Below are 24,523 nucleotides of genomic sequence, written 5' to 3' on the forward strand. Positions count from 1 at the left end.
GCTAGCGCTTCATCTTGGGGTCGAGCGCGTCGCGCAGCCCGTCGCCCAGGACATTGATGGCGACCACGGTCAGGAAGATCGCCACCCCGGGCGGCACCCACAGCCAGGGCCGGCGCTGGAAGTCGACGAAGCTGTTGGCGGTGTCCATCATGTTGCCCCAGGACGGGGTCGGCGGCACCACGCCGAGGCCGAGATAGCTGAGATAGGCCTCGTTCAGGATCGCATCGGCGACGCCGACGGTGCCGACCACGATCAGGATCGGCACGGTGTTCGGCAGCAGATGGTGGAACAGCCGGCGATACAACGGCAGGCCCAGCACCTCGGTCGCCACCATGAAGTCGCGCTCGCGCAGCGACAGGATCTGCGACCGCACCAGCCGGGCCACGCGGATCCAGTTCGGCAGGCTGAGCATGAGGACGACCAGGTAGATCCGCTGGTCCGGCGGCACCTTCAGCTCGGACAGCACGGCGCCGAGAATGATCAGCAGCGGCAGGGTCGGGATCGTCATCACGATGTCGGCAGCGCGCATGATCACGGCGTCGACCACGCCGCCGAGATAGCCGGCCACGGCCCCGGCGATGTAGCCGACCACCACCGACAGCAGCACCGAAGCGAGACCCACGGTCAGCGAGATCCGGCCGGCGGCCATCAGCCGGGCCAGGATGTCGCGGCCGAGGAAATCGGTGCCCAGCCAGTGCCGCAGGCTGGGCGGGCGGTTGGGGCTGAGCGCGTCGGTTGCGTTCAGGTCCCAGGGGCTGATCCAGGGCCCGACGACGCAGATCAGGACGATCAGCAGCAGCACCGCCGCCGCGACCAGGGCGGTGCGGTTGCGGCGCAGCCGCCACAGCGCGTCGCCGAGCAGCGAGCGGGTGACGGCGAGGCGGCCGGCGAGCTCCACCAGCTCGGCCTCGCGCGCCCGGCGGCGGCGGAACGGGTTCAGCGAGACAGCGCCCAATTCTATCTCCGCCGCAGCCGGATGCGCGGGTCGGCCGCGGCATAGGCGATGTCGGCGATCAGGTTGCCGAGGATGGTCAGCGCCGCCAGCGCCATGGTGAAGCCCATCAGCACCGGATAGTCGCGCGCCGCCAGCGTGTCGATCTGGATGTGCCCGGCGCCGGGCCAGTTGAAGATCTTCTCGGTGACGATGGCGCCGGAGAACAGGCCCGGCAGCTCGAAGCCCAGCAGGGTGATGATCGGCAGCAGGGCATTGCGCAGCGCGTGCTTCAGCACCACCGTGCGCTCCTTCAGCCCCTTGGCCCGGGCGGTGCGGACGAAGTCCATCGACAGCGCTTCCAGCATGCTGGCGCGGATGTAGCGGGTCAGGCTGCCGGCCTGCAGCGCGGTCAGCACCAGGACCGGCAGCACCATGTGCCCGGCGATCTCGACCACCAGCGGCCAGCCCGTCGCCTCGCTGCCGGTGCTGATCATGCCGCCTACCGGCAGCCAGCGCAGATCGACCGCGAACCATTTGATCAGCAGCAGGCACAGGAAGAAGACCGGGAAGGACATGGCGGCGAACACCGCCAGCGTCACCAGCCGGTCGTACCAGGAATACGGCTTCACCGCCGCCGTCACCCCGGCCAGCAGCGACAGGGTCCAGTACAGCAGCATGGCCGTGCCGGCCAGGAGGAAGGAATTCCAGACATACTGGTTCAGCAGGGTGCCGACCGGGGTCTGGTACTGCATCGAATAGCCGAGATCGCCGGTCAGCAGGCGGCCCAGCCAATCGAAATAACGGTCCAGCACCGGCCGGTCGAGCCCGTACAGCGACTTCAGCTCCGCCGCCCGCTCCGGCGTCAGGTTGATGTTGCCGTCGATGAAGTCGCCAGGGGTCAGGGCGAAGATGAAGAAGATCAGCGCCGACGCTCCCAGCAGCATCGGCACCGCCAGCAGCAGGCGGCGGATGATGAAGTTTCTCATCTGCCCCGCACCGCCGTCTCTCCTGGCCTCCCCCTCCCCTTGCGGGAGGGGGGCAGGGGGAGGGGTCCGCGCGCGTCCGCGCGCGTATGGGTCAGGGTCGTATCCGTCATCACCGCGGCCTATGGACCGATGCCGGCGCTCGCCGAAAGAGCCCCCTCCCCCTACCCCCTCCCGCAAGGGGAGGGGGAGGAAAATCTGGGCAAGGCCGGGCGAGAACCCTCACTGCACGATCTTCAGGTTCGGCAGGCTGGCGACGATGCCGTTGTAGATGTCCGGCTTGAAGCCTTCGACCCGGGCATTGGTGGCCGACAGGATCTTGCGGTAGGCCAGGAAGATCACCGGCGGGTTGTCGGCCAGCGCCTTGTACAGCTGGTGGTAGATCGGCTTGCGCTTCTCCGGGTCCAGCGTGGCGTTGCCCGCCAGGATCAGCCGCTCGACTTCATCGTCATGGTAGCCGAGCCGGCCGACATCGCCGGTCGACAGGAAGTCCTCGACCCCTTCATGCGGGTCGTTGATGGTCGAGGTGCGGAAGGTGGCGAGGTTGTAGTCGCCGGATTTGCGCTTGGCGAGCAGGGCGTTGAAGTCCGATACCTCGGGCACCAGGTCGACGCCGATCGCCTTCCAGTTCTCCTGGGCGATCGGGATCAGCGCGTCGTTGAACAGCGACTTGGTGGCCAGCAGGCGCAGCGACAGGCGCTGGCCGTCCTTGGCCCGGACGCCGTCCGCACCGACCTTCCAGCCGGCCTCGTCGAGCAGCGCCGCGGCCTTGGCCGGATCATAGGCGTAAGGGTCGACGGCGTTGGCGTCGTAGGCCCAGGAGATCGGCGCCACCGGCTGGGTCGCGACCTGGCCGTAGCCCTGGTAGACCACCGTCACCAGCGTCTGGCGGTCGAGCCCGTAGGTCAGGGCATGCCGCACCCGCGGGTCCTGCAGCAGCGGATCCTTCGGGTTGAACTCGATCATGCTGTAGTCGCTGGAGCCGTACAGGTTGATCGTGGCGAAGCCCAGGCTCTGCAGCGCATCGACATTATCCTGGCTGACCGTGAAGCCGTCATAGTCGGTCTCGCCGGTCTGGAACAGCTGCAGCTTGGTGGCGTCCGAAGTGATCCGGTAGATGAAATGCTCCACCGCCGGCTTGCCGCCGTAATAGTGCGGGTTGGCGTGGAACCGCACCTCCTGGCCGGGAATGAACTTGTCGAAGACATAGGGGCCAGCACCGAGCGGATCGCCGCCCAAAGCGCGGATGCCGTCGAACTGGCCGCGGGCGAAGCCCTTCCCGTAATGCGCCTTGGACAGCACCGGGCCGCCCAGCAGGGACAGCGTCTTGGCCCCGGGCCGGGTGGTGGTGATCTCGATGGTCTGCGGATCGATCACCTTGATGCCGGCGATGCCGTCGGCCTTGCCGGCCTTGTACTCCGCGCCACCGGCGATGGCGGCCGGCGTGATGTCGGTCTCGCTCTCCAGCGTCGGGTCGTGCAACACGGCCAGGGTGAAGGCGACGTCCTCGGCGGTCAGCGGCGACCCGTCGCTGAAGGTCAAGCCGGGCCGCAGCTTGATGGTGTAGACGAGGTTGTCCGGGCTGACAGTCCAGGACTCCGCCTGCTCCGGGATCAGCTTGCCCTGGCTGTCATAGTTGATCAGCCGGCCGAAGATCACGTTGGTGACGTTCTCGTCCCAGCCATTGGTGAAGAAGTAGGGGTTGAACACGCCCTGCGGCGCGCTGATCGAGGCCACGACGGTGTCCTTGCGGGCCTTGGCCGTGGCCGGGATCGCCGACGGATCGGCGGCCGGGGTGATGCCGTCCGGCAGCGTGTCCTGGGCCAGGGCCGGCGGACCGCCGGCGAAAGCGAGCATCAGGGCCAGCGCGGCCAGACCGGGTGTGCGATGAGAGCGCATCGACGGGAATCCTCCTCGGGCGGGAAGCCTTAAGGCATGCCACCGGGCGTGACAGGGCGTGAAATGAAAGTCAACTACACGATTGTGTAGAGAAACCCCGGGTGGGGATCGTCCGCGATCAGCCCTTCGGGCCGCGCTCGATCCGCACCAGCCAGCGGGTCTCGCCGGTATCCTCGGGTTCCACCGACAGCACGCGATGGCCGCTTTCCGTCGCCGAGCGCGGAACATTGATCAGCGGCTCACCCGCGTTCAGCCGTATTTCCGCCACTTCGCCGGGCTTCATATCTTCCAGCAGCAGCTTGGTTTTGACGAAAGTGAAAGGGCAGACCTCCGCCGTTACATCGAGAGTCCGGACCGGTGGCTGATTGCTCATGACGCTTTCTCGATTTTCATGGCGATTCGTGTTGCAGTCCAATAGTGGGCGACTTATATACCCAACACTCGTGCCGCGGGAGTATGAACATGAGCAATGAAACGCCGTCCAACGATTTGATGAACCTTACGAGCCAAATCGTCGCGGCACATGTAGGAAACAATACCGTTGCGATCTCCGACCTGCCGGGCCTGATCGAACAAGTCTTTCGTGCGCTGAACGGCCTGGGGACTGAGCCGACGCCGGTGGCGGAGAAGCCGCAGCCGGCGGTTCCGATCAAGAAGTCGGTGACGCCGGACTACATCATCTGCCTCGAGGACGGCAAGCAGCTGAAGATGCTGAAGCGGCATCTGAAGACGGCCTACAACATGAGCCCGGACGAGTATCGCGAGCGCTGGGGCCTGGCGGCAGACTATCCGATGGTGGCGCCGAACTACGCCAAACAGCGCAGCAGGCTGGCCAAGCAGATCGGCCTCGGCACCCGCGCCCGGCGGGACTGACCTCAAATCGCGGCGGTCCGTCGCCCGGCGGACCGCCCGGTTTCCGGCTCCCGACCAAGGGCTGCGGCCCTGCCGAGAAATCAGCGCACATTTGTAATCGTTCTGCTTTATAATTGGGCGAGCGCCTTGTGCGGTGACACGAGAATCGCCGCGGCGCCCCGGGGGAATTTGAGCGGACGGAAGCAGCATGGCAGTCACAACCTTCGTCGATGACCACGGATTCAGCCTGCGTGCAGGCAATCTCGAGGTCCGGCTGGCCGAGACGGAGGAGGAGATTTGGGCGGCCCAGGAGCTGCGCTATGCCGTCTTCTACCAGGAGATGGCGGCCAAGCCCTCGGTCGAGATGGCTGCCGCCGGCCGGGACTTCGACGCCTATGACGACGTGGCCGACCACCTGCTGGTGATCGACCATGCACGCGGCAAGGGCGCCCAGGGCGTCGTCGGCACCTATCGGCTGATCCAGCGCGACGGGGCGGCCAGGATCGGCGCCTTCTACTCCGCCAGCGAATACGACATCACCAAGATCGAGGCCCATCCCGGCCGGATCCTGGAGCTCGGGCGGTCGTGCGTCGCCGGCCCCTATCGCTCGGGCGGCACCATGCAGCTGCTGTGGCGCGGCATCGCCGCCTATCTGTTCCAGCATGACATCGAGATCATGTTCGGCTGCGCCAGCCTGCCCGGGACCGACGCCGAGGCGCTGAAGCTGCCGCTGTCCTACCTCTATCACTATCATCTGGCGCCGCCGGCGCTGCGGCCCAAGGCTCTGCCGGAACGCTACACCGACATGCGGCTGCTGCCGCTGGCGGAGATCGACCAGCGCGAGGCGATCGCCGCCCTGCCGCCGCTGATCAAGGGCTATCTCCGCCTCGGCGGCCACGTCGGCGACGGCGCGGTGATCGACGAGCAGTTCGGCACCACCGACGTGGCCATCATCGTCAAGACCGACCTGGTGACCGAGAAGTACTTCAAGCACTATGAGCTGAAGCGCGAGCAGCGGCCGATCCTGGCCTTCCGCAAGGACTGACCGGAGCGATGGCGGGCACCCGTCTCGGGTCGAAGCTCCGGGCGCTGGCCCGGCTGGCCGTCTATGTGCCCTGGACCGTCATGCTGATGCCGGTGCAGGCCCTGGCCGTGCGCTTCGGCTGGCGGCTGCAGACCAGCCTACCGGTGTTCTACCACCGGACCTGCTGCCGCATCCTCGGCCTCGGCGTCGAGATCCGGGGCACGATGTCGACCGCGGCGCCGACGCTGTTCGTTTCCAACCACCTGTCCTATCTCGACATCGAGGTGCTGGGATCGCTGATCCCCGGTAGCTTCGTTGCCAAGACCGAGGTCGGTACCTGGCCGTTCTTCGGCGCCCTGGCGCGGCTGCAGCGCACCGTCTTCGTCGACCGCAACCGGCGGGGGTCGGCCGATGCGCAGCGCGACAGCCTGCAGTCGCGGCTCGAGGCCGGCGACAACCTGGTGCTGTTCCCGGAAGGCACTTCGAGCGACGGCAACCGCACCCTGCCGTTCAAGAGCGCCCTGTTCGCCGCCGCCGGGCTGCGCATCGACGGCAAGCCGCTGACGGTGCAGCCGGTGTCGCTGGCCTGCACCACGCTGGACGGCATCCCGCTGGGCCGGCGGCTGCGCCCGATCTACGCCTGGTACGGCGACATGGATCTGGTGCCGCATCTGTGGAACGTGGTGAAGCAGGGGCAGCTCAGGATCATCGTGATCTTCCATCCGCCGGTGACGCTGGAGACCGTGCGGTCGCGCAAGGCGCTGGCGGACCATTGCTGGCGCGCCATCGCGGCCGGCGTGTCCGACGCCAATGCCGGCCGGCTGCCGGATGCGGCGGACGACGACATACCCGATCAGCGCCGCGCCGCATGAGGCAACGCTTGATTTTCGACGGCGCCGCCGTGATCTATCATCGCAATTCCATCGAGATCTGGACCGGATCGGACCCGCGCGCGTGACCACCGCAGCCAGCAAGAAGCTGTTCATCAAGACCTGGGGCTGCCAGATGAACGTCTACGACAGCGGTCGTATGGCGGACATCCTGGCCCCGCTCGGCTATGCCCTGGCCGACAGCCCGGAGGGGGCCGACATGGTCATCCTCAACACCTGCCACATCCGCGAGAAGGCGACGGAGAAGGTGTTCTCCGACCTCGGCCGCTTGCGCCCGCACAAGCAGGCGAAGACCGGGGAGGAGCCGATGATCGTTGCCGTCGCCGGCTGCGTCGCCCAGGCCGAGGGCGAGGAGATCGCCCGCCGCGCCCCGTGGGTCGACATGGTGTTCGGGCCGCAGACCTACCACCAGTTGCCGGAGATGGTGGCCCGCGCCCACCGCCAGGCCGGCAAGCCGCTGGTCAACACCGACTTCCCGGTCGAGAGCAAGTTCGACCACTTGCCCGGCGAGCAAGGCGTGCAGGGCGCATCGGCCTTCCTGTCGGTGCAGGAGGGCTGCGACAAGTTCTGCACCTTCTGCGTCGTGCCCTACACCCGCGGGGCCGAATATTCGCGGGATGTCGCCGGCGTCCTGGGCGAGGCGCGCCGCCTGGTTACCGCCGGCGCCCGCGAGATCACCCTGCTGGGCCAGAACGTCAACGCCTTTCATGGCGACGGGCCGGGCGGGTCGGTCTGGGGCTTGAGCCGACTGATCCGCGCTTTGGCCGAGATCGACGGCCTCGACCGCATCCGCTACACCACCAGCCATCCGCGCGACATGGACGACGACCTGATCGCCGCCCATCGCGACGTGCCGCAGCTGATGCCGTTCCTGCACCTGCCGGTGCAGAGCGGATCGGACCGCATCCTGGCGGTGATGAACCGCAAGCATGACGGCGACATGTACCGCCGCACCGTCGACCGGCTGCGCGCCGCGCGGCCGGACCTGGCCCTGTCCTCCGACTTCATTGTCGGCTTCCCGGGCGAGACCGACCGCGACTTCGCCGACACGCTGAAGCTGGTGACCGAGATCGGCTTCGCCCAGGCCTACAGCTTCAAGTACAGCGCCCGCCCCGGCACCCCGGCCGCGGCGCTGGACGATCAACTGCCCGAGGCGGCGAAGGACGAGCGGCTGCAGGCGCTGCAGCAGCTGCTGTGGGCGCAGCAGGCCGCCTTCAACCAGGGCATGGCCGGGCACGTGATGCCGGTGCTGCTGGACCGCCAGGGCCGCCGGCCCGGCCAGCTGCAGGGCCGCAGCCCGTGGATGCAGTCGGTGCATCTCGACGCGCCGGCCCGGCTGCTCGGAACCGTCCAGCCGGTCCGCATCACCGAGGGCAAGCTGCTGAGCCTGGCCGGCACCGTCGTGCTGGCCGATGCGGAGGAGGCGGCGTGACGCGCGACTTAGAGAATTCCGGGCTGATGCCGGCCCAGTCGAGGACCGGGACCAAGCCCGGGGCCAAGCCCGCGACCCAGCGCTCTGAGATCAGCTTCGACGACAACCGGCTGCTGCCGCTGCTGTATGGCGAGCACGACACCCATCTGCTGCGGATCGAGCACCAGCTCGGCGTATCGCTGGCCTCGCGCGGCAACACCGTCACCATCAAGGGACCGGCCGAGCCGGTGGAGCAGGCACGGCTGGTGCTGGAGACGCTGTGGCAGCGCCTGTCCCAAGGCCAGGGCGTCACCGGCGCCGACATCGACGGCGTGATCCGGCTGGTGCGCGACGCGCCGGCCGGCGACGGGGCGCCGCTGCGCGACGCCCTGCTGAAATCCGACGGCGCCATCGTCACCCGGCGCAAGCGCATCGGCCCGCGCTCGCCGACCCAGGCGGAGTACATCGAGGCGCTGGCGCAGAGCGAGATGGTATTCGGCGTCGGCCCGGCCGGCACCGGCAAGACCTATCTCGCCGTCGCCCAGGCGGTGTCGATGCTGATCGCCGGACGGGTCGACCGCATCGTGCTGTCGCGCCCGGCGGTCGAGGCCGGCGAGCGGCTGGGCTTCCTGCCCGGCGACATGAAGGAGAAGGTCGACCCCTATCTCCGCCCGCTCTACGACGCGCTCTACGACCTGCTGCCGGCCGAGCAGGTGGCCAAGCACATGGAGACCGGCGTGATCGAGATCGCGCCGCTGGCCTTCATGCGCGGCCGCACCCTGGCCCATGCCTTCGTCATCCTGGACGAGGCGCAGAACACCACGGTGATGCAGATGCGGATGGCCCTGACCCGCATGGGCGAGGCCAGCCGCATGGTGATCACCGGCGACATCAGCCAGATCGACCTGCGCCCCGGCGACAAATCCGGCCTGGTCGACGCGCTGGAGATTCTGGACGGGACCGAAGGCATCCGCGTCGTCCGCTTCACCGACCGCGACGTGGTGCGCCATCCGCTGGTGGCCCGCATCGTGCGCGCCTATGAGGCGGCGGACCGCGCCCGGAAGCCGCAGCCATGATCGACCTCGCCGTCGGCATCGACGCGTCCGGCTGGTCGGCGCTCGGCCCCGACTTCGCCGACGAGGACACCCTCACTGCCGCCCTTGAGCCCCTCGTCGAGGCCACGGTCGCCGCCGGGACCGGTCCCGGCGCCGCGATCGAGCCCGGCCGCCCGGCCGAGCTGTCGGTGGTGTTCGCCGACGACGCCACGGTGCAGCGGCTGAACCGAGACTATCGCGGCAAGGACGCCCCGACCAACGTGCTGTCCTTCGCCCTGACCGAGGCGGACGAGCCCGACTTTCCGGGCGCCCCGCTGGTGCTGGGCGATGTCGTGCTGGCGCTGGAGACGGTGCTGGCCGAGGCGACGCGGGACAGCAAGGCCCCCGCGGACCATGCCCGCCACCTGGTGGTCCATGGTATCCTGCACCTGCTGGGCCACGACCACATGACCGATGCCGAGGCCGAGGCGATGGAGCGGATCGAGACCGCGATCCTGGCCCGCTTCGGCATTGCCGATCCCTATTCCGACCCACCTGCCTGAGGCCATGTCCGACACCTCTTCCGGCCGACCTTCCCGCTCCTCCGACGCGACTCCGCTGCGCAGCTGGCTGCGTGGCCTGCTGCGCGGCAAGAGCGAGGAGGATTGGCGCGAGACCATCGAGGAGCTGATCGAGGACGGCGACGAGGGCGAGGACGAGGCCCCGATCGCCCGGCATGAGCGGATGCTGCTGGGCAACATCCTGCGGCTGCGCGGCCGCACCGCCATCGACGTGATGGTGCCGCGGGCCGACATCGTCGGGGTCGAGGTCGGCACGCCCCTGCCCGGCGTGCTCGACATCCTGGCGCGCGAGGCGCACAGCCGGATGCCGGTCTATCGCGACAACCTGGATGACGCGCTGGGCATGATCCACGTCAAGGACGTGGTCGCGGCACTGAGCCGGACCGGGGCCGGCGACGTCGACGCGCCGAAGTCGCTGACCGAGATCCTGCGACCGGTCCAGATCGTCGCACCGTCGATGCCGGTGCTCGACCTGCTGCTGCAGATGCGCGAGAAGCGCCAGCACATGGCGCTGGTGATTGATGAGTTCGGCGGCATCGACGGGCTGGTCACGATCGAGGATCTGGTCGAGGAGATCGTCGGCGAGATCGAGGACGAGCACGATATCGACGAGCCGCCGCAGCTGGTCGAGAAGCCGGACGGCACGCTGATCGCCGATGCCCGCCTGCCGATCGAGGCCTTCGAGGCCAAGGTCGGCGCGATGCTGGAGGAGGATGAGCGCGACGACATCGACACGCTCGGCGGCCTCGTCTTCGCCCTCGCCGGCCGGATTCCGGCGCGGGGGGAGCTGTTGACCCACCCCAAGGGGTTCGAGTTCGAGGTGATCGATGCCGATCCGCGCCGGATCAAGCGCCTCCGCATCCGCCGCAAGGACGGCGCCGACGCTGCGTGAGGTCACGGCCGGGCCGCGGCCCGGTCCTGGTATCGAACGCCTCGCCGCCCGCATCGCCGGGCTCGGCCGCTGGCGCCGCTTCGGGACCGCTGTCGGCCTCGGCGTCGTGGCCAGCCTGTCGGTGCCGCCGCTTTACGCCGCGCCGCTGCTGTGGCTGGCCTTTCCCGGCCTGTTCTGGCTGCTGGCCGGCGCCCGCGGCGGCTGGTCCGCCTTCCTGACCGGCTGGGCCTTCGGCTTCGGCTTCTTCGTGCCCGGCCTGTACTGGGTGTCCTGGGCGCTGACCGTCGACCCACGCTTCTTCTGGATGATCCCTTTCGCCATGGCCGGCCTGCCGGCGCTGCTCGGGATTTTCACCGGCCTGGCCGGGCTCGGCTTTTACGGGCTGCGCCGCGCCGGCTGGGGCGGGCCGCTGGCCCTGGCCGTCGCCTGGGGCCTGGCGGAATGGCTGCGCGGCCATGTCCTGACCGGCTTCCCCTGGAACCTGATCGGCTACACCTGGGTCGGCTGGCTGCCGGTGCTGCAGGGCGCCTCGGTGATCGGCATCTACGGGCTGAGCCTCCTGACCGTGGCCGCCGCCACCCTGCCGGCGACGCTGGCCGGCCCGCGGCGGCAGGGCTTCGCGGCCACCGCCGCCGGCATCGCCCTGTTCGCGGCGATCGCCGGCTGGGGCGACTGGCGCCTGGCGGGCGATGACGGCGCCGTGGTGCCCGGCGTGACCCTGCGCCTGGTGCAGCCAAACATCTCCCAGGCCGACAAATGGTCCGGCGAGAAGCGGATCGAGAACTTCAACAAGCAGCTGGCGATGTCAGCTGCGCCGGGGATCGAGCATGTCTCCGCCCTGATCTGGTCCGAGACCGCGGTGCCCTTCACCCTGTCCTGGGAGCCCGAGGCGCAGAAGGCGCTCGGCGCGATCCTGCCGCCCGGGGCCCTGGCCCTGGTCGGTGCCACCCGGGCCACGCCCTACGGCACCGAGCCGCTGGAGGCCTGGAACAGCATCTACGCGGTCGACCGCGCCGGCACGATCCTGGCCACCTATGACAAGGCGCATCTGGTGCCATTCGGCGAGTATGTGCCGCTGCGCGCGCTGCTGGCGCCCTTCGGCATCGAGAAGATCACCGCCGGGTCGGTCGATTTCTCGCCCGGGCCGGGGCCGCGCACCATCGACCTGCCCGGCCTGCCGCCGGTCAGCCCGCAGATCTGCTACGAGGCGATCTTCCCCGGCGCCGTGGTGGATCCGGCCGCCCAGCGGCCGGGCTGGATGCTGAACGTCACCAATGACGGCTGGTACGGGCACACCAGCGGGCCGCACCAGCATTTCGCCATCGCCCAGACCCGCGCGGTGGAGGAAGGGCTGCCGCTGGTGCGCGCCGCCAACACCGGCATCAGCGGCGTGGTCGACGCCTATGGCCGGGTCAAGGACGAGCTCGCCCTGGGTCAGGCCGGCATCCTCGACGCCGCCCTGCCGGCAGCGCTGCCGGCGACGCCCTATGTCCGCTGGGGCGACGCCGGCTTCTGGCTGCTGCTGCTCCTGGGGCTGCTGGCCGGCCGCATCGGACGGCGGGCTTGATCGATCGTACTCCCGGCCGCCCCCCAGACTGCCTTGATGTTGCCCGGCTTCGCGCATTAGGATGCGCGCCTCGCGAAACGATCGCACCCGGCCCCTTGCAAATTGCTGCGGAGTAGTGCGTGGCCGCACCCGACGCCCCGAAACGGCCCCGTGGTCGTCCGCGGAATGACGAACCCAGCCCGCTCGACATGCATATCGGCGGCCGCATCCGCCTCCGGCGGACCCTGCTGGGATTCAGCCAGGCCAGGCTGGCGACGGCGATCGGCCTGACCTTCCAGCAGATTCAGAAATACGAGCACGGCTCCAACCGCATCGGCGCCAGCCGCCTGCACCAGCTCAGCCGGGTGCTGGAGGTGCCGGTCGATTTCTTCTTCGAGGACGCGCCGCCGCTGGCCGGAGCTTCGGTGCCGGGCCTGGCCGAGGAGGCCGAGCCCTACGACGCCGGACCCGACCCGATGCAGCGCCGCGAGACGCTGGAGCTGATCCGCGCCTATTACCGGGTGGAGGACCATGCGACCCGCCGGCGCGTGCTGGACCTGCTCAAGGCCATGTCCGGGGCCCGGGCCGACGAGACCGGCGGCGAGGACAGCTGAATCTCCTGCACTTGACCGCGCCCGTGGCCCCTGCGAAAAAGCCCGGTCGCCGCCGTACGACGTTTTCACACCCATCATTCATGGCAGCCAGGGGTTCGACGTGGCCAAAGGCAACTACATCTTCACCAGCGAATCGGTCTCGGAAGGGCACCCCGACAAGGTTTGCGACCGCATTTCGGATTCCATCGTCGATCTTTATCTCGGTGCCGATCCCGAGGCCCGGGTCGCGGTCGAGACGCTGGCAACGACCAACAGGGTGGTGATCGCCGGCGAGGTTCGGGGCCCGGCTTCGATCACCCCCGATCTGCTGGAGAACGCGGCCCGCCAGGCGGTGCGCGACATCGGCTATGAGCAGGACGGCTTCCACTGGCGCAACGCCCAGGTCGACGTGCTGGTGCACCAGCAGTCGGCCGACATCGCCGTCGGCGTCGACGCAGCCGGCAACAAGGACGAGGGCGCCGGCGACCAGGGCATCATGTTCGGCTACGCCTGCCGCGAGACCGAAGCGCTGATGCCGGCGCCGATCCAGTTCTCGCACCAGATCCTGAAGTCCCTGGCCGACGCCCGCCACTCCGGCAAGGCGCCGCAGTTCGGCCCCGACGCCAAGGCGCAGGTCTCGCTGCGCTATGAGAACGGCCGTCCGGTCGCCGCCACCTCGGTGGTGGTCTCGACCCAGCATGCCGAAGGCCTGGACCAGAACGAGGTGCGCGAGATCGTGCGCCCCTATGTGCTGTCGGTCCTGCCGGATGGCTGGATGTGCGACGAGCCGCATTTCTACGTCAACCCGACCGGCCGCTTCGTCATCGGCGGCCCGGACGGTGACGCCGGCCTGACCGGCCGCAAGATCATCGTCGACACCTATGGCGGTGCGGCCCCGCATGGCGGCGGCGCGTTCTCTGGCAAGGACCCGACCAAGGTCGACCGCTCGGCCGCCTATGCCGCGCGCTACCTGGCCAAGAACGTGGTCGCGGCCGAGCTGGCCGAGCGCTGCGTGATCCAGCTCAGCTACGCCATCGGCGTCGCCCATCCGCTGTCGGTCTACATCGACACCCAGGGCACCGGCCGGGTCGACGAGGACAAGCTGTCGGACGTGCTGCAGCAGCTGGTCAATCTCAGCCCGCGCGGCATCCGCACCCATCTCGGCCTGAACCGGCCGATCTACGCCCGCACCTCCTCCTACGGCCATTTCGGCCGTAACCCGGAGGCCGATGGCGGCTTCTCGTGGGAGCGGACGGACCTGGTGGACGACCTGCGCTCCGCCTTCTGATCCGATGACCGAGCCCGACGGCGGCGCTGAGAGGCGCCGCCACTTCCACGGCCGGCGCCAGGGGCGAAAGCTCCGCGCCGGCCGCGCTGCTTTGATCGACACCCTGCTGCCGCGGCTGACGGTGGCGTTGCCCGAGGACGGCGGCGCGCTGGACCCGGCCGCCCTGTTCCCGCGCCCGCCGCGCGAGCTGTGGGTCGAGATCGGCTTCGGCGCCGGCGAGCACCTGGCCTGGCAGGCGGCGCATCATCCGGATGTCGGCTTCGTCGGCTGCGAGCCCTTCATCAACGGCATGTCGACGCTGCTGGCGGCGGTGGAGCGCGACGGCCTGGACATGGTCAGGGTCTGGGCCGATGACGCGCGGCCGCTGCTGGACCGGCTGCCGGACGGCTCGGTCGGCCGCCTGTTCCTGCTGTTCGCCGACCCCTGGCCGAAGCTGCGCCACCACAATCGCCGCTTCATCCAGGACGACATCGTGGCCGACCTCGCCCGGCTGCTGCAGGACGGCGGCGAGCTGCGCATCGCCACCGACGACGCGCCGCTGCTGGACTGGTCGCTGGAGCGCGTCCGCCGCAACCCCGCCTTCGCCTGGACCGCCGAGGGGCCGGCCGACTGGCGCGAACGGCCGGCCGACTGGCCGCCGACCCGCTACGAGGAGAAGGCCCTGCACGGCCGGCCCTATTACCTGCGCTTCCGCCGCCGGCCGCGGGACTAGCGGCCCTTCCGCCGGGCCGTGGGATCCCGATCGCGTCTTCCCAGCCGAATCAGGTTGCGTATTTGTCGTGGATCGCTATATATCACCCCAGTTACCCATAGCGTTTGACTTGACTATGGTTCGGTCAAACGAATGAGAGGGTGGGCTGCGGCCCGCCTTTTTTCGTTGTGGTGACGGCTTTCCAAGGCTCTGGACGCGGGGAATGCCGGAGAGGATGACGCAAGTGGATCAGGTGCGCACGATCGTGGCGCCGTCGCTCGAAGCGATGGGCTATGAGGTCGTGCGTGTTCTCATGACCGGCGGCGAGCACAGGCCGCAGCTTCAGATCATGGCGGAGCGGATCGACCGCCGCGGCATGACCGTGGAAGACTGCGCCGAGATCAGCCGCGCGGTGTCGGCCATCCTCGATGTCGAGGATCCGATCAAGACCGCCTATACGCTCGAGGTCTCCTCCCCCGGCATCGACCGTCCGCTGACCCGGCCCGTCGACTATGAGCGCTTCCTCGGCCACGAGGCGCGGCTCGAGACGCGGGTTCCGGTCGACGGCCGCAAGCGCTTCCGCGGTGTCCTGGCCGGGATCGAGGGCGAGACGGTGCTGCTGCGGTCCGAGGAGATCGGGGAGGAGCCGGTGCGGCTGCCCTTTGCCGAGATCCAGCGGGCGAAGCTGCTCCTCACCGACGCCTTGATCGACGCCGCTGCCGCAGAGGTCGAGCAGGCCGAGGCCGCCGCAGCTGCCGCCCAGCCCGACACCCAAGACGCATAGGAACGCCCAAGGCTATGGAACTGCTGCACGTTGCCGATGTCGTGGCCCGCGAGAAGAGCATCGATCGCGACGAGGTGCTGACCGCGATGGAGCAGGCCATCCAGAAGGCCGGCCGCTCCAAATACGGCCATGAGCATGACATCCGCGCCTATATCAACCGCAAGTCGGGCGATATCGAGCTGCGCCGCTACCGCCAGATCGTCGAGACGGTCGAGGACGAGGCCACGCAGCTGGACGCCAAGGATGCGGCCAAGCGCTGGCCGGACAAGAAGGTCGGCGACTTCATCGTCGACGACCTGCCGCCGATCGATTTCGGCCGCATCGCCGCCCAGACGGCGAAGCAGGTGATCGTGCAGAAGGTGCGGGAGGCCGAGCGCCACCGCCAGTTCGAGGAATACAAGGACCGCGTCGACGAGATCGTCAACGGCTCGGTCAAGCGTGTCGAATACGGCAACGTCACGGTCGACCTCGGCCGGGCCGAGGGTGTCATCCGCCGCGACGAGCTGCTGCCGCGCGAGCATTTCAAGGTCGGCGACCGTGTCCGCGCCTTCATCTACGACGTGCGCGAGGAGCCGCGCGGGCCGCAGATCTTCCTGTCGCGCACCCATGGCCAGTTCATGGCCAAGCTGTTCGCCATGGAAGTGCCGGAGATCTATGACGGCATCATCGAGATCAAGTCGGTGGCCCGCGACCCGGGCAGCCGCGCCAAGATCGCGGTGATCTCCAAGGACAGCTCGATCGACCCGGTCGGTGCCTGCGTCGGCATGCGCGGCAGCCGCGTCCAGGCCGTGGTCGGCGAGCTGCAGGGCGAGAAGATCGACATCATCCCCTGGTCCGGGGACGCCGCCACCTTCGTGGTCAACGCCCTGGCCCCGGCCGAGGTGGCCAAGGTCGTGCTCGACGACACCCAGAACCGGATCGAGGTGGTGGTGCCGGACGACCAGCTGTCGCTGGCGATCGGCCGCCGCGGCCAGAATGTCCGCCTCGCCTCGATGCTGACCGGCTGGGACATCGACATCCTGACCGAGGCCGAGGAGAGCGAGCGCCGCCAGGAAGAGACCAAGCTGCGCAGCGAATTGTTCATGGAGGCCCTGGACGTCGACGATGTCATCGCCCATCTCCTGGTGGCCGAGGGCTTCCGCCAGGTCGAAGAGATCGCCTACACGCCGCTCGACGAGCTGGCGGAGATCGAAGGCTTCGACGAGGGCGTGGCCGGCGAGCTGCAGGAGCGCGCGCTGCGCTGGCTCGAGGAGCGCGACCGGCTGCTGACCTTGCGGTATAAGGAGCTCGGCGTGGCCGACGACCTGGCGGCGCTGGAGGCATTGACTCCGGCGATCCTGGTCAAGCTCGGCGAGAACGGGGTCAAGACCCTGGACGATTTGGCGGATCTGGCCGGCGACGAGCTGGTCGAGATTCTCGGCGAAAAGACGATTTCCCTCGACGATGCCAACGCCCTGATCATGCAGGCGCGGGCGCATTGGTTCGAGGAGGAGGAGAAGGCCTGAGCGACCCGACCGCCATTTTCCCCGAGGACGCAGACCTGCCCGAGGCCGAAGGGCCCGAGCGGCGCTGCATCGCGACCGGAACCGTGCGGCCGAAGGTGGAGCTGATTCGCTTCGTCGTCGGCCCGGACGGCGAGGTTGTGCCCGACCTGGCGGAACGGTTGCCGGGCCGCGGCCTGTGGGTGTCCGCCGAGCGCGAGGCGCTGCGGCGGGCCCAGGCCAAGGGCCTGTTCGCCAAGGCGGCGCGCCAGTCGGTCCGCGCCCCGGATGATCTGATCGACCGGATCGAAGCGCTCTTGCATCGGAGCTGCATCGATCTTATCGGGATGGCACGCCGGGCGGGACAGGCGGTGGCCGGATATGAGAAAGTGCACGCGTGGCTGGCCGAGGGCCGCGCCGCGGTGCTGCTGGCAGCATCGGACGGTGCGGCGGACGGGCGAGCCAAGCTGGCAGCCCTGGCCGCCGCGGTCCGGCCGGTGCCGGCAATTGTGGAGATCTTCTCCGCCGACGCACTCGGGATGGCCTTTGCCCGGGACCGCATGGTACACGCTGCGATTGCTCGCGGCGGGCTGGCGAAGCGGCTGGTCGCGGAAGCGGCGCGGCTGAACGGAATTCGTGGTCGAGCCGACGGACCGGCTGGACGTGGTGTGGTCGACGAGGCATCGAATGCCGCGCCGGCCTTCTCTGTGCAGGGATAGCGGCGGATCACGCTGGACGATATGACGGATAGCAAGGAACAGGATCGCAAGACGCTGTCGCTGGGCAGTGCGAAGCCCAAGCTCACCCTCGGTGGAAAGCCGGGTGATGGGGGCCAGGTGCGCCAGCAATTCAGCCACGGCCGCTCCAAGGCGGTGACCGTCGAGGTCAAGCGCCAGCGCGGCGGCACCAACACGGCCCTCGCCGATGGCGGCGCGGCGGCACGGCGGGCGGCCGAAGGCCAGCCCGGCCGCAGCGCCCGTGGTGGTGGCGGCGGTGGTGGCATGCTGGGTGGACGGGTCCTCTCGCAGGCCGAGCGCGAGGCGCGGCAGCGCGCCCTGCAGGTCGCCCTGCGCGAGGAGGAGGCCCGCCGGCACCTGCCGGAGCCCGAGGCCTTCGAGGCAGAGGAGTCCGAGGTCGTCGAGGTTGCGCCGGAGCCGGCCGCCCCGCTCGATCCCGCGTCTCTGCGCCGGCGCGAGCTGGAAGAGCTCAACGCCATCGAGAGCGAGGCCAAGCGCAAGATCGACGAGGAGCGCTTCCTGCTCGACGAGGAGCAGAAGCGCCGTGACGCCGAGCGCGCCACCGAGGACGCGCGCCGCAAGGCGGCGGCCGACCGTTCCGGTCAGGCCGCTGCGGCCCGGGCCCCGGCCGAGCCGGTGCGCGGTGTCCCCGCCACGGCCGATGATGAAGAGGACAGCCGCCGTCGCAGCAGCGGCCCTGGTCGCGGTGCCCCTGCCGGCCGCGGCGCCTTGCCTGGTCGCGGTGCGCCGGCCAGCCCGCCCCGGCGCGCCCCCGGCCCCGGCAAGTCCGAGCCGAAGCGCCGCTCCGGCAAGATGACGGTGGTTCAGGCCCTCAGCGACGACGGCGAGACTCGCGGCCGCAGCCTGGCGGCGATGCGCCGGGCCCGCGAACGCGAGCGCCTGGCCCAGCTGAGCCAGAACCAGGAGAAGTTCTCCCGCGAGGTGATCATCCCCGAGGTGATCACCGTGCAGGAGCTGGCCAACCGCATGGCCGAGCGCGGCGGCGACGTGGTCAAGTCACTGATGCGCATGGGCGTGATGGCCACCATCACCCAGTCGATCGATGCCGATACCGCCGAACTGGTGGTCGCGGAATTTGGACATAAGGTAAAGCGCGTGGCCGAATCCGACGTCGAGATCGGCCTGCGCGGCGACGAGGACGAGGCAGAGAACCTGCAGCCGCGGCCCCCGGTCGTGACCATCATGGGCCATGTCGACCACGGCAAGACCTCGCTGCTGGATGCGCTGCGGCACACCAATGTGGTGTCCGGCGAGGCCGGCGGCATCACCCAGCACATCGGCGCCTACCAGGTGCAGGTCGAATCGGGCCAGCGCGTCACCTTCATCGACACTCCGGGCCACGCCGCCTTTACCGAGATGCGGGCCCGCGGCGCCAACACCACGGACATCGTCGTGCTGGTGGTGGCCGCCAATGACGGCGTCATGCCGCAGACGGTCGAAGCCATCCGCCACGCCCGCGCGGCAGGGGTGCCGATCATCGTCGCGATCAACAAGATCGACCTGCCCGACGCCAAGCCGGAACGCGTGCGCACCGAGCTGCTGCAGCACGAGATCGTGGTCGAGGACATGGGCGGCGAAACGCTCGACGTCCCGGTTTCGGCCAAGACCGGCGCCGGTCTCGACAAGCTGGTCGAGGCGATCCTGCTGCAGGCCGAGGTGCTCGACCTCAAGGCCAATCCGGATCGTCCGGCCGAAGGCTCGGTGATCGAGGCGAAGCTGGAGCGCGGCCGCGGTTCGGTCGCGACCGTCCTGGTCCAGCGCGGCACCGTCAAGGTCGGCGACATCTTCGTCACCGGCGGCGAATGGGGCCGCGTGCGTGCCCTGCTGGACGATCGCGGCCAGAACCTGAAATCGGCGGGCCCGGCCCAGCCGGTCGAGGTCCTGGGTCTCAACGGCACGCCGCTCGCCGGCGACGACTTCGTGGTCGTCGACAGCGAAAGCCGGGCCCGCGAGATCACCGAGTTCCGTACCCGCAAGCGCCGTGAGGCGTCCCATGTCGCCACCGCGCGCGGTTCGCTCGAGCAGATGTTCGAGAAGATCCGTGAAGGCGAGGCGAAGGAGCTGCCGGTCATCATCAAGGGTGACGTGCAGGGTTCGGTCGAAGCCATCGCCGGTTCGCTGGAGAAGGCCGCGGGCGACAATGTCGAGGTCAAGGTGCGGGTGCTGCACTCCGCGGTCGGCGCCATCACCGAGAGCGACGTCACCCTCGCCGCCTCGACCGGCGCCATGCTGATCGGCTTCAACGTCCGCGCCAACCCGCAGGCGAGGGAGATGGCCAAGCGCGACGGTGTGGAGATCCGCTACTACTCGATCATCTACAACGTGATCGACGACGTGAAGGCGGCCCTGACCGGCCTGCTGGCGCCGAAGATGCGCGAGAACTACATCGGCAATGCCGAGATCCGCGAGGTGTTCAACATCACCAAGGTTGGCAAGGTCGCCGGCTGCATGATCACCAACGGTGTGGTCAAGCGCGGTTCTGGTGTCCGCCTGCTGCGCGACAACGTCGTGATCCACGAGGGCACGCTGAAGACCCTGAAGCGCTTCAAGGACGAAGTCCGCGAAGTGCGCGAGGGCTACGAATGCGGCATGGCCTTCGAGAATTACGACGACATGCGCACCGGCGACGTGATCGAGTGCTTCGAGCTGGTCGAGGAAATCCGGCAGCTCTAAAGCCGGACTTCCTGATTTCCTGCACCACCGCCGCCGATCGGGACTATCCTCGATCGGCGGCGGATGGATCCTTCCCCCGGTCCGGCTATGCCGGACCGCGGCGTTTTGAGAACGACCCCATGCGACACACCACTGCCAACGGCCCGAGCCAACGCCAGCTGCGCGTTGGTGAGGAACTGCGCCACGCCCTGGCCGCCATCCTGCTGCGCGGCGAGATGCATGACCCCGACCTCGCCGGCGTCTCGATCACCGTCTCCGAGGTCCGGCCCAGCCCGGACATGAAGCACGCCACCGTCTTCGTCACCACGCTGAACGGCGACAAGATGGACGTCGTGCTGCCGGCGCTGCGCCGTGCCGCATCCTTCCTGCGCGGCCTGGTCGCGAAGACCGTCCGGCTGCGCCACACGCCCCAGCTCAGCTTCCAGGCCGACACCTCGTTCGACTATGCGCAGAAGATCAACACGCTGCTGCACCAGGACGTGATCGCCCGCGACCTGTCCGACGACGAAGAGCCGTCGGACGACAGGGCGGACGACACCAATGGCGCGTAGGAAGCGCGGCCGCCCAGTCCATGGCTGGGTGGTGGTCGACAAGCCGGTCGGCGTCACCTCGACCCAGGTGGTCGGCCGCATCCGCCGGCTGTTCGACGCCGAGAAGGCAGGCCACGCCGGCACGCTGGACCCGCTGGCCAGCGGCATCCTGCCGATCGCGCTGGGCGAGGCGACCAAGACCGTGCCCTACGCCATGGACGGCGAGAAGACCTACCGCTTCACCGTGCGCTGGGGCGAGGCGCGCGACACCGACGACACCGAAGGCCGGGTCACCGCGACCAGCGACATGCGCCCCGACCCCGACGCCATCGCCGCGATCATCCCGCGCTTCATCGGCGAGATCAGCCAGGTGCCGCCGGCCTTCTCCGCGATCAAGGTCGATGGCGAGCGCGCCTACGACCTGGCCCGCGCCGGCGAGGCGGTGCAGCTGGCGCCGCGGCTGATCCGGATCGACGACCTGCGCCTGGCCGAGATCCCCGACTGCGACCACGCCACCTTCGACGTGCAGTCCGGCAAGGGCGCCTATATGCGCGGCCTGGCCCGCGACATCGCCCTCGCCCTCGGCACGGTGGGACACATCGTCGCATTGCGCCGCACGCGAGTCGGGCCCTTCGGCCTTGACGACGCGATCCCCTTGGAGCATATCGACGCGCTAGCCAAGCACCCGGGGGCCGAGCAATCGGCCCTCGACGGCATTCTGCTTCCGGTCGAGACCCCGCTGGACGACATCCCGGCGGTGGCCCTGACGGAAGCTGAAGCGCAACGGATGCGGCACGGCCAGTCGGTCACGCTGCTACGGCGCTCGGATCGGGAGCGGATCGCCGCCCTCGATCTCGATCCGGACAACCCGGACGCCATCGTTCTGGCCACCTGCGGGGACGCCCCCGTGGCCCTGGCCCGTATCGACGGCGGCGAGATCCGGCCGGTGCGCATCCTCAACCTCTGATTCAGGAGACCACGATGTCGATTACGCCGGAGCGCAAGCAGGAAGTCATTGGCGCCTACGCCCCCAAGGCCGGGGACACCGGTTCGCCGGAGGTGCAGGTCGCGATCCTGTCCGAGCGCATTGCCAACCTGACCGAACACCTGAAGACCCATTCGAAGGACTTCCACAGCCGTCGGGGTCTTCTGATCATGGTCGGCCGCCGCCGCCGCCTGCTCGACTATCTCAAGCGCAAGAGCGTCGCGCGCTACGACGAGGTCATCAAGCGTCTCGGCCTGCGTCGCTAACAGACGCATGCACCCTCCTTTCCACGTCATTCCCGCGAAAGCGGGAATCTCCATCCGCTTTGGACGTGACGAGATCCCCGCTTTCGCGGGGATGACGATCGGAAGAGAGTCTCTGATTTCGTGACATCGGCGCCGCCGGCAACCCTGCCGGCGGCGCTTGTCGTTTTTAGCCCCCGGGCCCGGCATGGAGCGGCCCGACCCCGATAGGCCGCTGCGGCACGGGGTGTCCGATGAAGGAAAAAGGCGATGTTCAACATCTATCGCAAAGAGATCAACTGGGGCGGCCGCAAGCTGGTCCTCGAGACGGGCAAGATCGCCCGTCAGGCCGACGGCGCCGTACTCGTCACCTATGGTGAGAGCGTCGTGCTCTGCACCGCGGTCGGGTCGAAGCAGAAGTCGAAGTTCGACTTCTTCCCGCTGACCGTGAACTATCAGGAGAAGGCGTTCGCCGCCGGCAAGATCCCGGGCGGCTTCTTCAAGCGCGAAGGCCGCCCGTCCGAGAACGAGACGCTGGTCAGCCGCCTGATCGACCGCCCGATCCGCCCGCTGTTCCACCCGAGCTACCGCAACGAGACCCAGGTCGTCGCCACGGTGCTGAGCCACGATCTGGAGAATGATCCGGACATCGCGGCCCTGGTCGGCGCCTCCGCCGCCCTGACCATCTCGGGCATCCCGTTCCTGGGCCCGATCGGCGCCGCCCGCGTCGGCTACATCGACGGCCAGTACGTGCTGAACCCGACGATCGCCCAGACCGCCGAGAGCCAGCTCGACCTCGTGGTCGCCGGCACCGACGAAGGCGTGCTGATGGTCGAATCCGAGGCGCATGAGCTGACCGAGGAGATCATGCTCGGCGCCGTCGCCTTCGGCCATGCCGCCGCCAAGCAGGTGATCCAGGCGATCATCGAGCTGGCCGAGCTGTGCGCCAAGGAGCCCTGGGCCCTGACCGAGGAGCCGGCCGAGGTCGCCGCCGTCCGCGGCAAGTTCCAGGCCGTCGCTGGCGAGTTGCGCGACGCCTACAAGATCGTGCGCAAGCAGGACCGTTACGCCGCGGTCGACGCGGTCAAGCAGAAGGCGCTGGCCCTGCTCGAGGGCAACGAGGCCGAGCTGGCCGTCGGCGCCAAGGTGTTCAAGGATTTCGAGAGCGACATCGTCCGCGGCAACGTCCTGGACACCGGCCTGCGCATCGACGGCCGCGACACCAAGACGGTCCGCCCGATCGTCGCCGAAGTCGGCGTGCTGAAGCGGGCCCATGGCTCGGCCCTGTTCACCCGCGGCGAGACCCAGGCGCTGGTGGTCACCACGCTGGGCACCGGCCAGGACGAGCAGATCATCGACGCGCTCGAGGGCGAGTACCGCGAGAACTTCATGCTGCACTACAACTTCCCGCCGTATTCGGTCGGTGAAGCGGGGCGCATGGGCAGCCCGGGCCGTCGCGAGATCGGCCACGGCAAGCTGGCCTGGCGGTCGATCCACCCGGTGCTGCCGTCCAAGGAGCAGTTCCCCTACACCATCCGCGTGGTGTCGGAGATCACCGAGTCGAACGGTTCGTCCTCGATGGCCACGGTCTGCGGCTCGTCGCTGGCGCTGATGGATGGCGGCGTGCCGCTGTCCAACCCGGTGGCCGGCATCGCCATGGGCCTGATCAAGGAGGGCGACCGCTTCGCCGTCCTGACCGACATCCTGGGCGACGAGGACCATCTCGGCGACATGGACTTCAAGGTCGCCGGCACCGAGCGCGGCATCACCAGCCTGCAGATGGACATCAAGATCACCTCGATCACCGAGGAGATCATGAAGATCGCGCTGGAGCAGGCGCGCGAAGGCCGCGTCCACATCCTGGGCGAGATGTCCAAGGCGCTGTCGGCGGCTCGCGGCGAGGTCAACAAGAACGCCCCGCGCATCACCACCTTCCAGATCCCGAAGGACAAGATCCGCGAAGTCATCGGCACCGGCGGCAAGGTGATCCGCGAGATCACCGAGACCACCGGCGCCAAGATCGACATCGAGGACGACGGCACCATCAAGGTGGCGGCGGTCGACGAGACGGCGGCCGAGGCGGCGATCAACTGGATCAAGGGCATCGTCGCCGAGCCCGAGGTCGGCAAGGTCTATAGCGGCAAGGTGGTGAAGGCGGTCGATTTCGGCGCCTTCGTCAACTTCCTGGGCAGCCGCGACGGCCTGGTCCACATCTCGGAGATGCGGCCCGGCCGCGTTGCCAAGGTGGCGGACGTGCTGAAGGTCGGCGACGAGGTCAAGGTCAAGGTCCTGGGCTTCGACGACCGCGGCAAGATCAAGCTGTCGATGAAGTTCATCGACCAGCAGACCGGCGCCGAGCTGCCGCGCGACGAGCAGTCGCGGTCGCAGCCGGAGACGACGTTCTGAGGCTTCGCCTCAGTGGAGACGACAGGGGGCGGCCTTCGGGCCGCCC

23 protein-coding genes are annotated in these 24,523 nt (G+C 68.8%); 19 read left to right on the top strand and 4 right to left on the bottom strand.

The genetic code is table 11. The annotated features are described in order from the left end of the window. Window position 1 precedes the first annotated feature (1 nt). The 4 genes from QFZ27_RS04425 to QFZ27_RS04440 form a co-directional block, all read right to left on the bottom strand. A complete protein-coding gene (locus QFZ27_RS04425) occupies window positions 2-955 on the bottom strand; it encodes an ABC transporter permease (protein ID WP_429224877.1) in 954 nt (317 codons plus the stop codon). 2 nt (window positions 956-957) lie between these two features. Continuing rightward, entirely contained in the window at window positions 958-1,920 is a 963-nt protein-coding gene (locus QFZ27_RS04430) for an ABC transporter permease (RefSeq protein WP_429224878.1), read from the bottom strand. A gap of 219 nt (window positions 1,921-2,139) precedes the next feature. Then, complete coding sequence (locus QFZ27_RS04435) at window positions 2,140-3,816, bottom strand: ABC transporter substrate-binding protein (protein WP_429224879.1); 1,677 nt, start codon at window positions 3,814-3,816, stop codon at window positions 2,140-2,142. Window positions 3,817-3,934: 118 nt separating this feature from the next. Then, window positions 3,935-4,189: a sulfurtransferase TusA family protein gene (locus QFZ27_RS04440; protein WP_429224880.1), complete on the bottom strand. Its 255-nt coding sequence runs from the start codon at window positions 4,187-4,189 to the stop codon at window positions 3,935-3,937. A gap of 89 nt (window positions 4,190-4,278) precedes the next feature. On the opposite strand from QFZ27_RS04440, the gene QFZ27_RS04445 reads away from it, so the two are divergent. From QFZ27_RS04445 to pnp, 19 genes are all read left to right on the top strand, one after another. After that, window positions 4,279-4,689 (top strand): Ros/MucR family transcriptional regulator, encoded by a 411-nt coding sequence (locus QFZ27_RS04445; protein WP_429224881.1) that lies wholly within the window; start codon window positions 4,279-4,281, stop codon window positions 4,687-4,689. A gap of 187 nt (window positions 4,690-4,876) precedes the next feature. Next, window positions 4,877-5,713 (top strand): GNAT family N-acetyltransferase, encoded by an 837-nt coding sequence (locus QFZ27_RS04450; protein WP_429224882.1) that lies wholly within the window; start codon window positions 4,877-4,879, stop codon window positions 5,711-5,713. Window positions 5,714-5,721: 8 nt separating this feature from the next. Continuing rightward, entirely contained in the window at window positions 5,722-6,564 is an 843-nt protein-coding gene (locus tag QFZ27_RS04455) for a lysophospholipid acyltransferase family protein (protein WP_429224883.1), read from the top strand. An 82-nt stretch (window positions 6,565-6,646) separates the two neighbouring features. After that, the gene (gene miaB / locus QFZ27_RS04460; protein WP_429224884.1) at window positions 6,647-8,014 is read left to right on the top strand and encodes a tRNA (N6-isopentenyl adenosine(37)-C2)-methylthiotransferase MiaB; all 1,368 of its coding nucleotides are present in this window, start codon (window positions 6,647-6,649) and stop codon (window positions 8,012-8,014) included. Then, window positions 8,011-9,069, top strand: a complete 1,059-nt coding sequence (locus tag QFZ27_RS04465; protein ID WP_429224885.1) for a PhoH family protein — start codon at window positions 8,011-8,013, stop codon at window positions 9,067-9,069. The genes miaB and QFZ27_RS04465 overlap by 4 nt, the downstream gene beginning before the upstream one ends. Further along, entirely contained in the window at window positions 9,066-9,590 is a 525-nt protein-coding gene (gene ybeY / locus QFZ27_RS04470; RefSeq protein WP_429224886.1) for an rRNA maturation RNase YbeY, read from the top strand. Before QFZ27_RS04465 ends, ybeY begins: the two co-directional genes overlap by 4 nt. 4 nt (window positions 9,591-9,594) lie before the next feature. Beyond that, on the top strand, window positions 9,595-10,500 hold the full coding sequence (locus QFZ27_RS04475; protein WP_429224887.1) for a hemolysin family protein: 906 nt from the start codon (window positions 9,595-9,597) through the stop codon (window positions 10,498-10,500). Beyond that, window positions 10,436-12,067, top strand: coding sequence for an apolipoprotein N-acyltransferase (gene lnt, locus QFZ27_RS04480; RefSeq protein WP_429224888.1), 1,632 nt, complete (start codon window positions 10,436-10,438; stop codon window positions 12,065-12,067). Before QFZ27_RS04475 ends, lnt begins: the two co-directional genes overlap by 65 nt. Window positions 12,068-12,186: 119 nt before the next feature. Beyond that, a complete protein-coding gene (locus QFZ27_RS04485; RefSeq protein ID WP_429224889.1) occupies window positions 12,187-12,660 on the top strand; it encodes a helix-turn-helix domain-containing protein in 474 nt (157 codons plus the stop codon). Window positions 12,661-12,760: 100 nt separating this feature from the next. Continuing rightward, window positions 12,761-13,927, top strand: coding sequence for a methionine adenosyltransferase (gene metK, locus QFZ27_RS04490; protein ID WP_429224890.1), 1,167 nt, complete (start codon window positions 12,761-12,763; stop codon window positions 13,925-13,927). A gap of 4 nt (window positions 13,928-13,931) precedes the next feature. Continuing rightward, entirely contained in the window at window positions 13,932-14,639 is a 708-nt protein-coding gene (gene trmB / locus QFZ27_RS04495; protein WP_429224891.1) for a tRNA (guanine(46)-N(7))-methyltransferase TrmB, read from the top strand. Window positions 14,640-14,853: 214 nt separating this feature from the next. After that, on the top strand, window positions 14,854-15,402 hold the full coding sequence (gene rimP / locus QFZ27_RS04500) for a ribosome maturation factor RimP (RefSeq protein WP_429224892.1): 549 nt from the start codon (window positions 14,854-14,856) through the stop codon (window positions 15,400-15,402). 14 nt (window positions 15,403-15,416) lie between these two features. Next, window positions 15,417-16,907, top strand: coding sequence for a transcription termination factor NusA (gene nusA, locus QFZ27_RS04505; protein WP_429224893.1), 1,491 nt, complete (start codon window positions 15,417-15,419; stop codon window positions 16,905-16,907). Further along, window positions 16,880-17,602: an RNA-binding protein gene (locus QFZ27_RS04510; protein WP_429224894.1), complete on the top strand. Its 723-nt coding sequence runs from the start codon at window positions 16,880-16,882 to the stop codon at window positions 17,600-17,602. The genes nusA and QFZ27_RS04510 overlap by 28 nt, the downstream gene beginning before the upstream one ends. Before the next feature lie 21 nt (window positions 17,603-17,623). Then, window positions 17,624-20,314, top strand: coding sequence for a translation initiation factor IF-2 (gene infB / locus QFZ27_RS04515; RefSeq protein ID WP_429224895.1), 2,691 nt, complete (start codon window positions 17,624-17,626; stop codon window positions 20,312-20,314). 119 nt (window positions 20,315-20,433) lie between these two features. Beyond that, window positions 20,434-20,865, top strand: coding sequence for a 30S ribosome-binding factor RbfA (gene rbfA / locus QFZ27_RS04520; protein ID WP_429224896.1), 432 nt, complete (start codon window positions 20,434-20,436; stop codon window positions 20,863-20,865). Further along, window positions 20,855-21,811 carry a tRNA pseudouridine(55) synthase TruB gene (gene truB / locus QFZ27_RS04525; protein WP_429224897.1) on the top strand — a complete coding sequence of 319 codons (957 nt, stop codon included), beginning with the start codon at window positions 20,855-20,857 and terminating at the stop codon, window positions 21,809-21,811. The genes rbfA and truB overlap by 11 nt, the downstream gene beginning before the upstream one ends. Before the next feature lie 14 nt (window positions 21,812-21,825). Next, complete coding sequence (gene rpsO / locus QFZ27_RS04530) at window positions 21,826-22,095, top strand: 30S ribosomal protein S15 (RefSeq protein ID WP_395682772.1); 270 nt, start codon at window positions 21,826-21,828, stop codon at window positions 22,093-22,095. A 246-nt stretch (window positions 22,096-22,341) separates the two neighbouring features. Then, the gene (gene pnp, locus QFZ27_RS04535) at window positions 22,342-24,477 is read left to right on the top strand and encodes a polyribonucleotide nucleotidyltransferase (protein WP_429224898.1); all 2,136 of its coding nucleotides are present in this window, start codon (window positions 22,342-22,344) and stop codon (window positions 24,475-24,477) included. Window positions 24,478-24,523 lie beyond the last annotated feature (46 nt).

The sequence above is a fragment of the Inquilinus ginsengisoli genome, assembly GCF_050434925.1.
In the GTDB taxonomy this organism is placed as follows: Bacteria; Pseudomonadota; Alphaproteobacteria; order DSM-16000; family Inquilinaceae; genus Inquilinus; species Inquilinus ginsengisoli_B.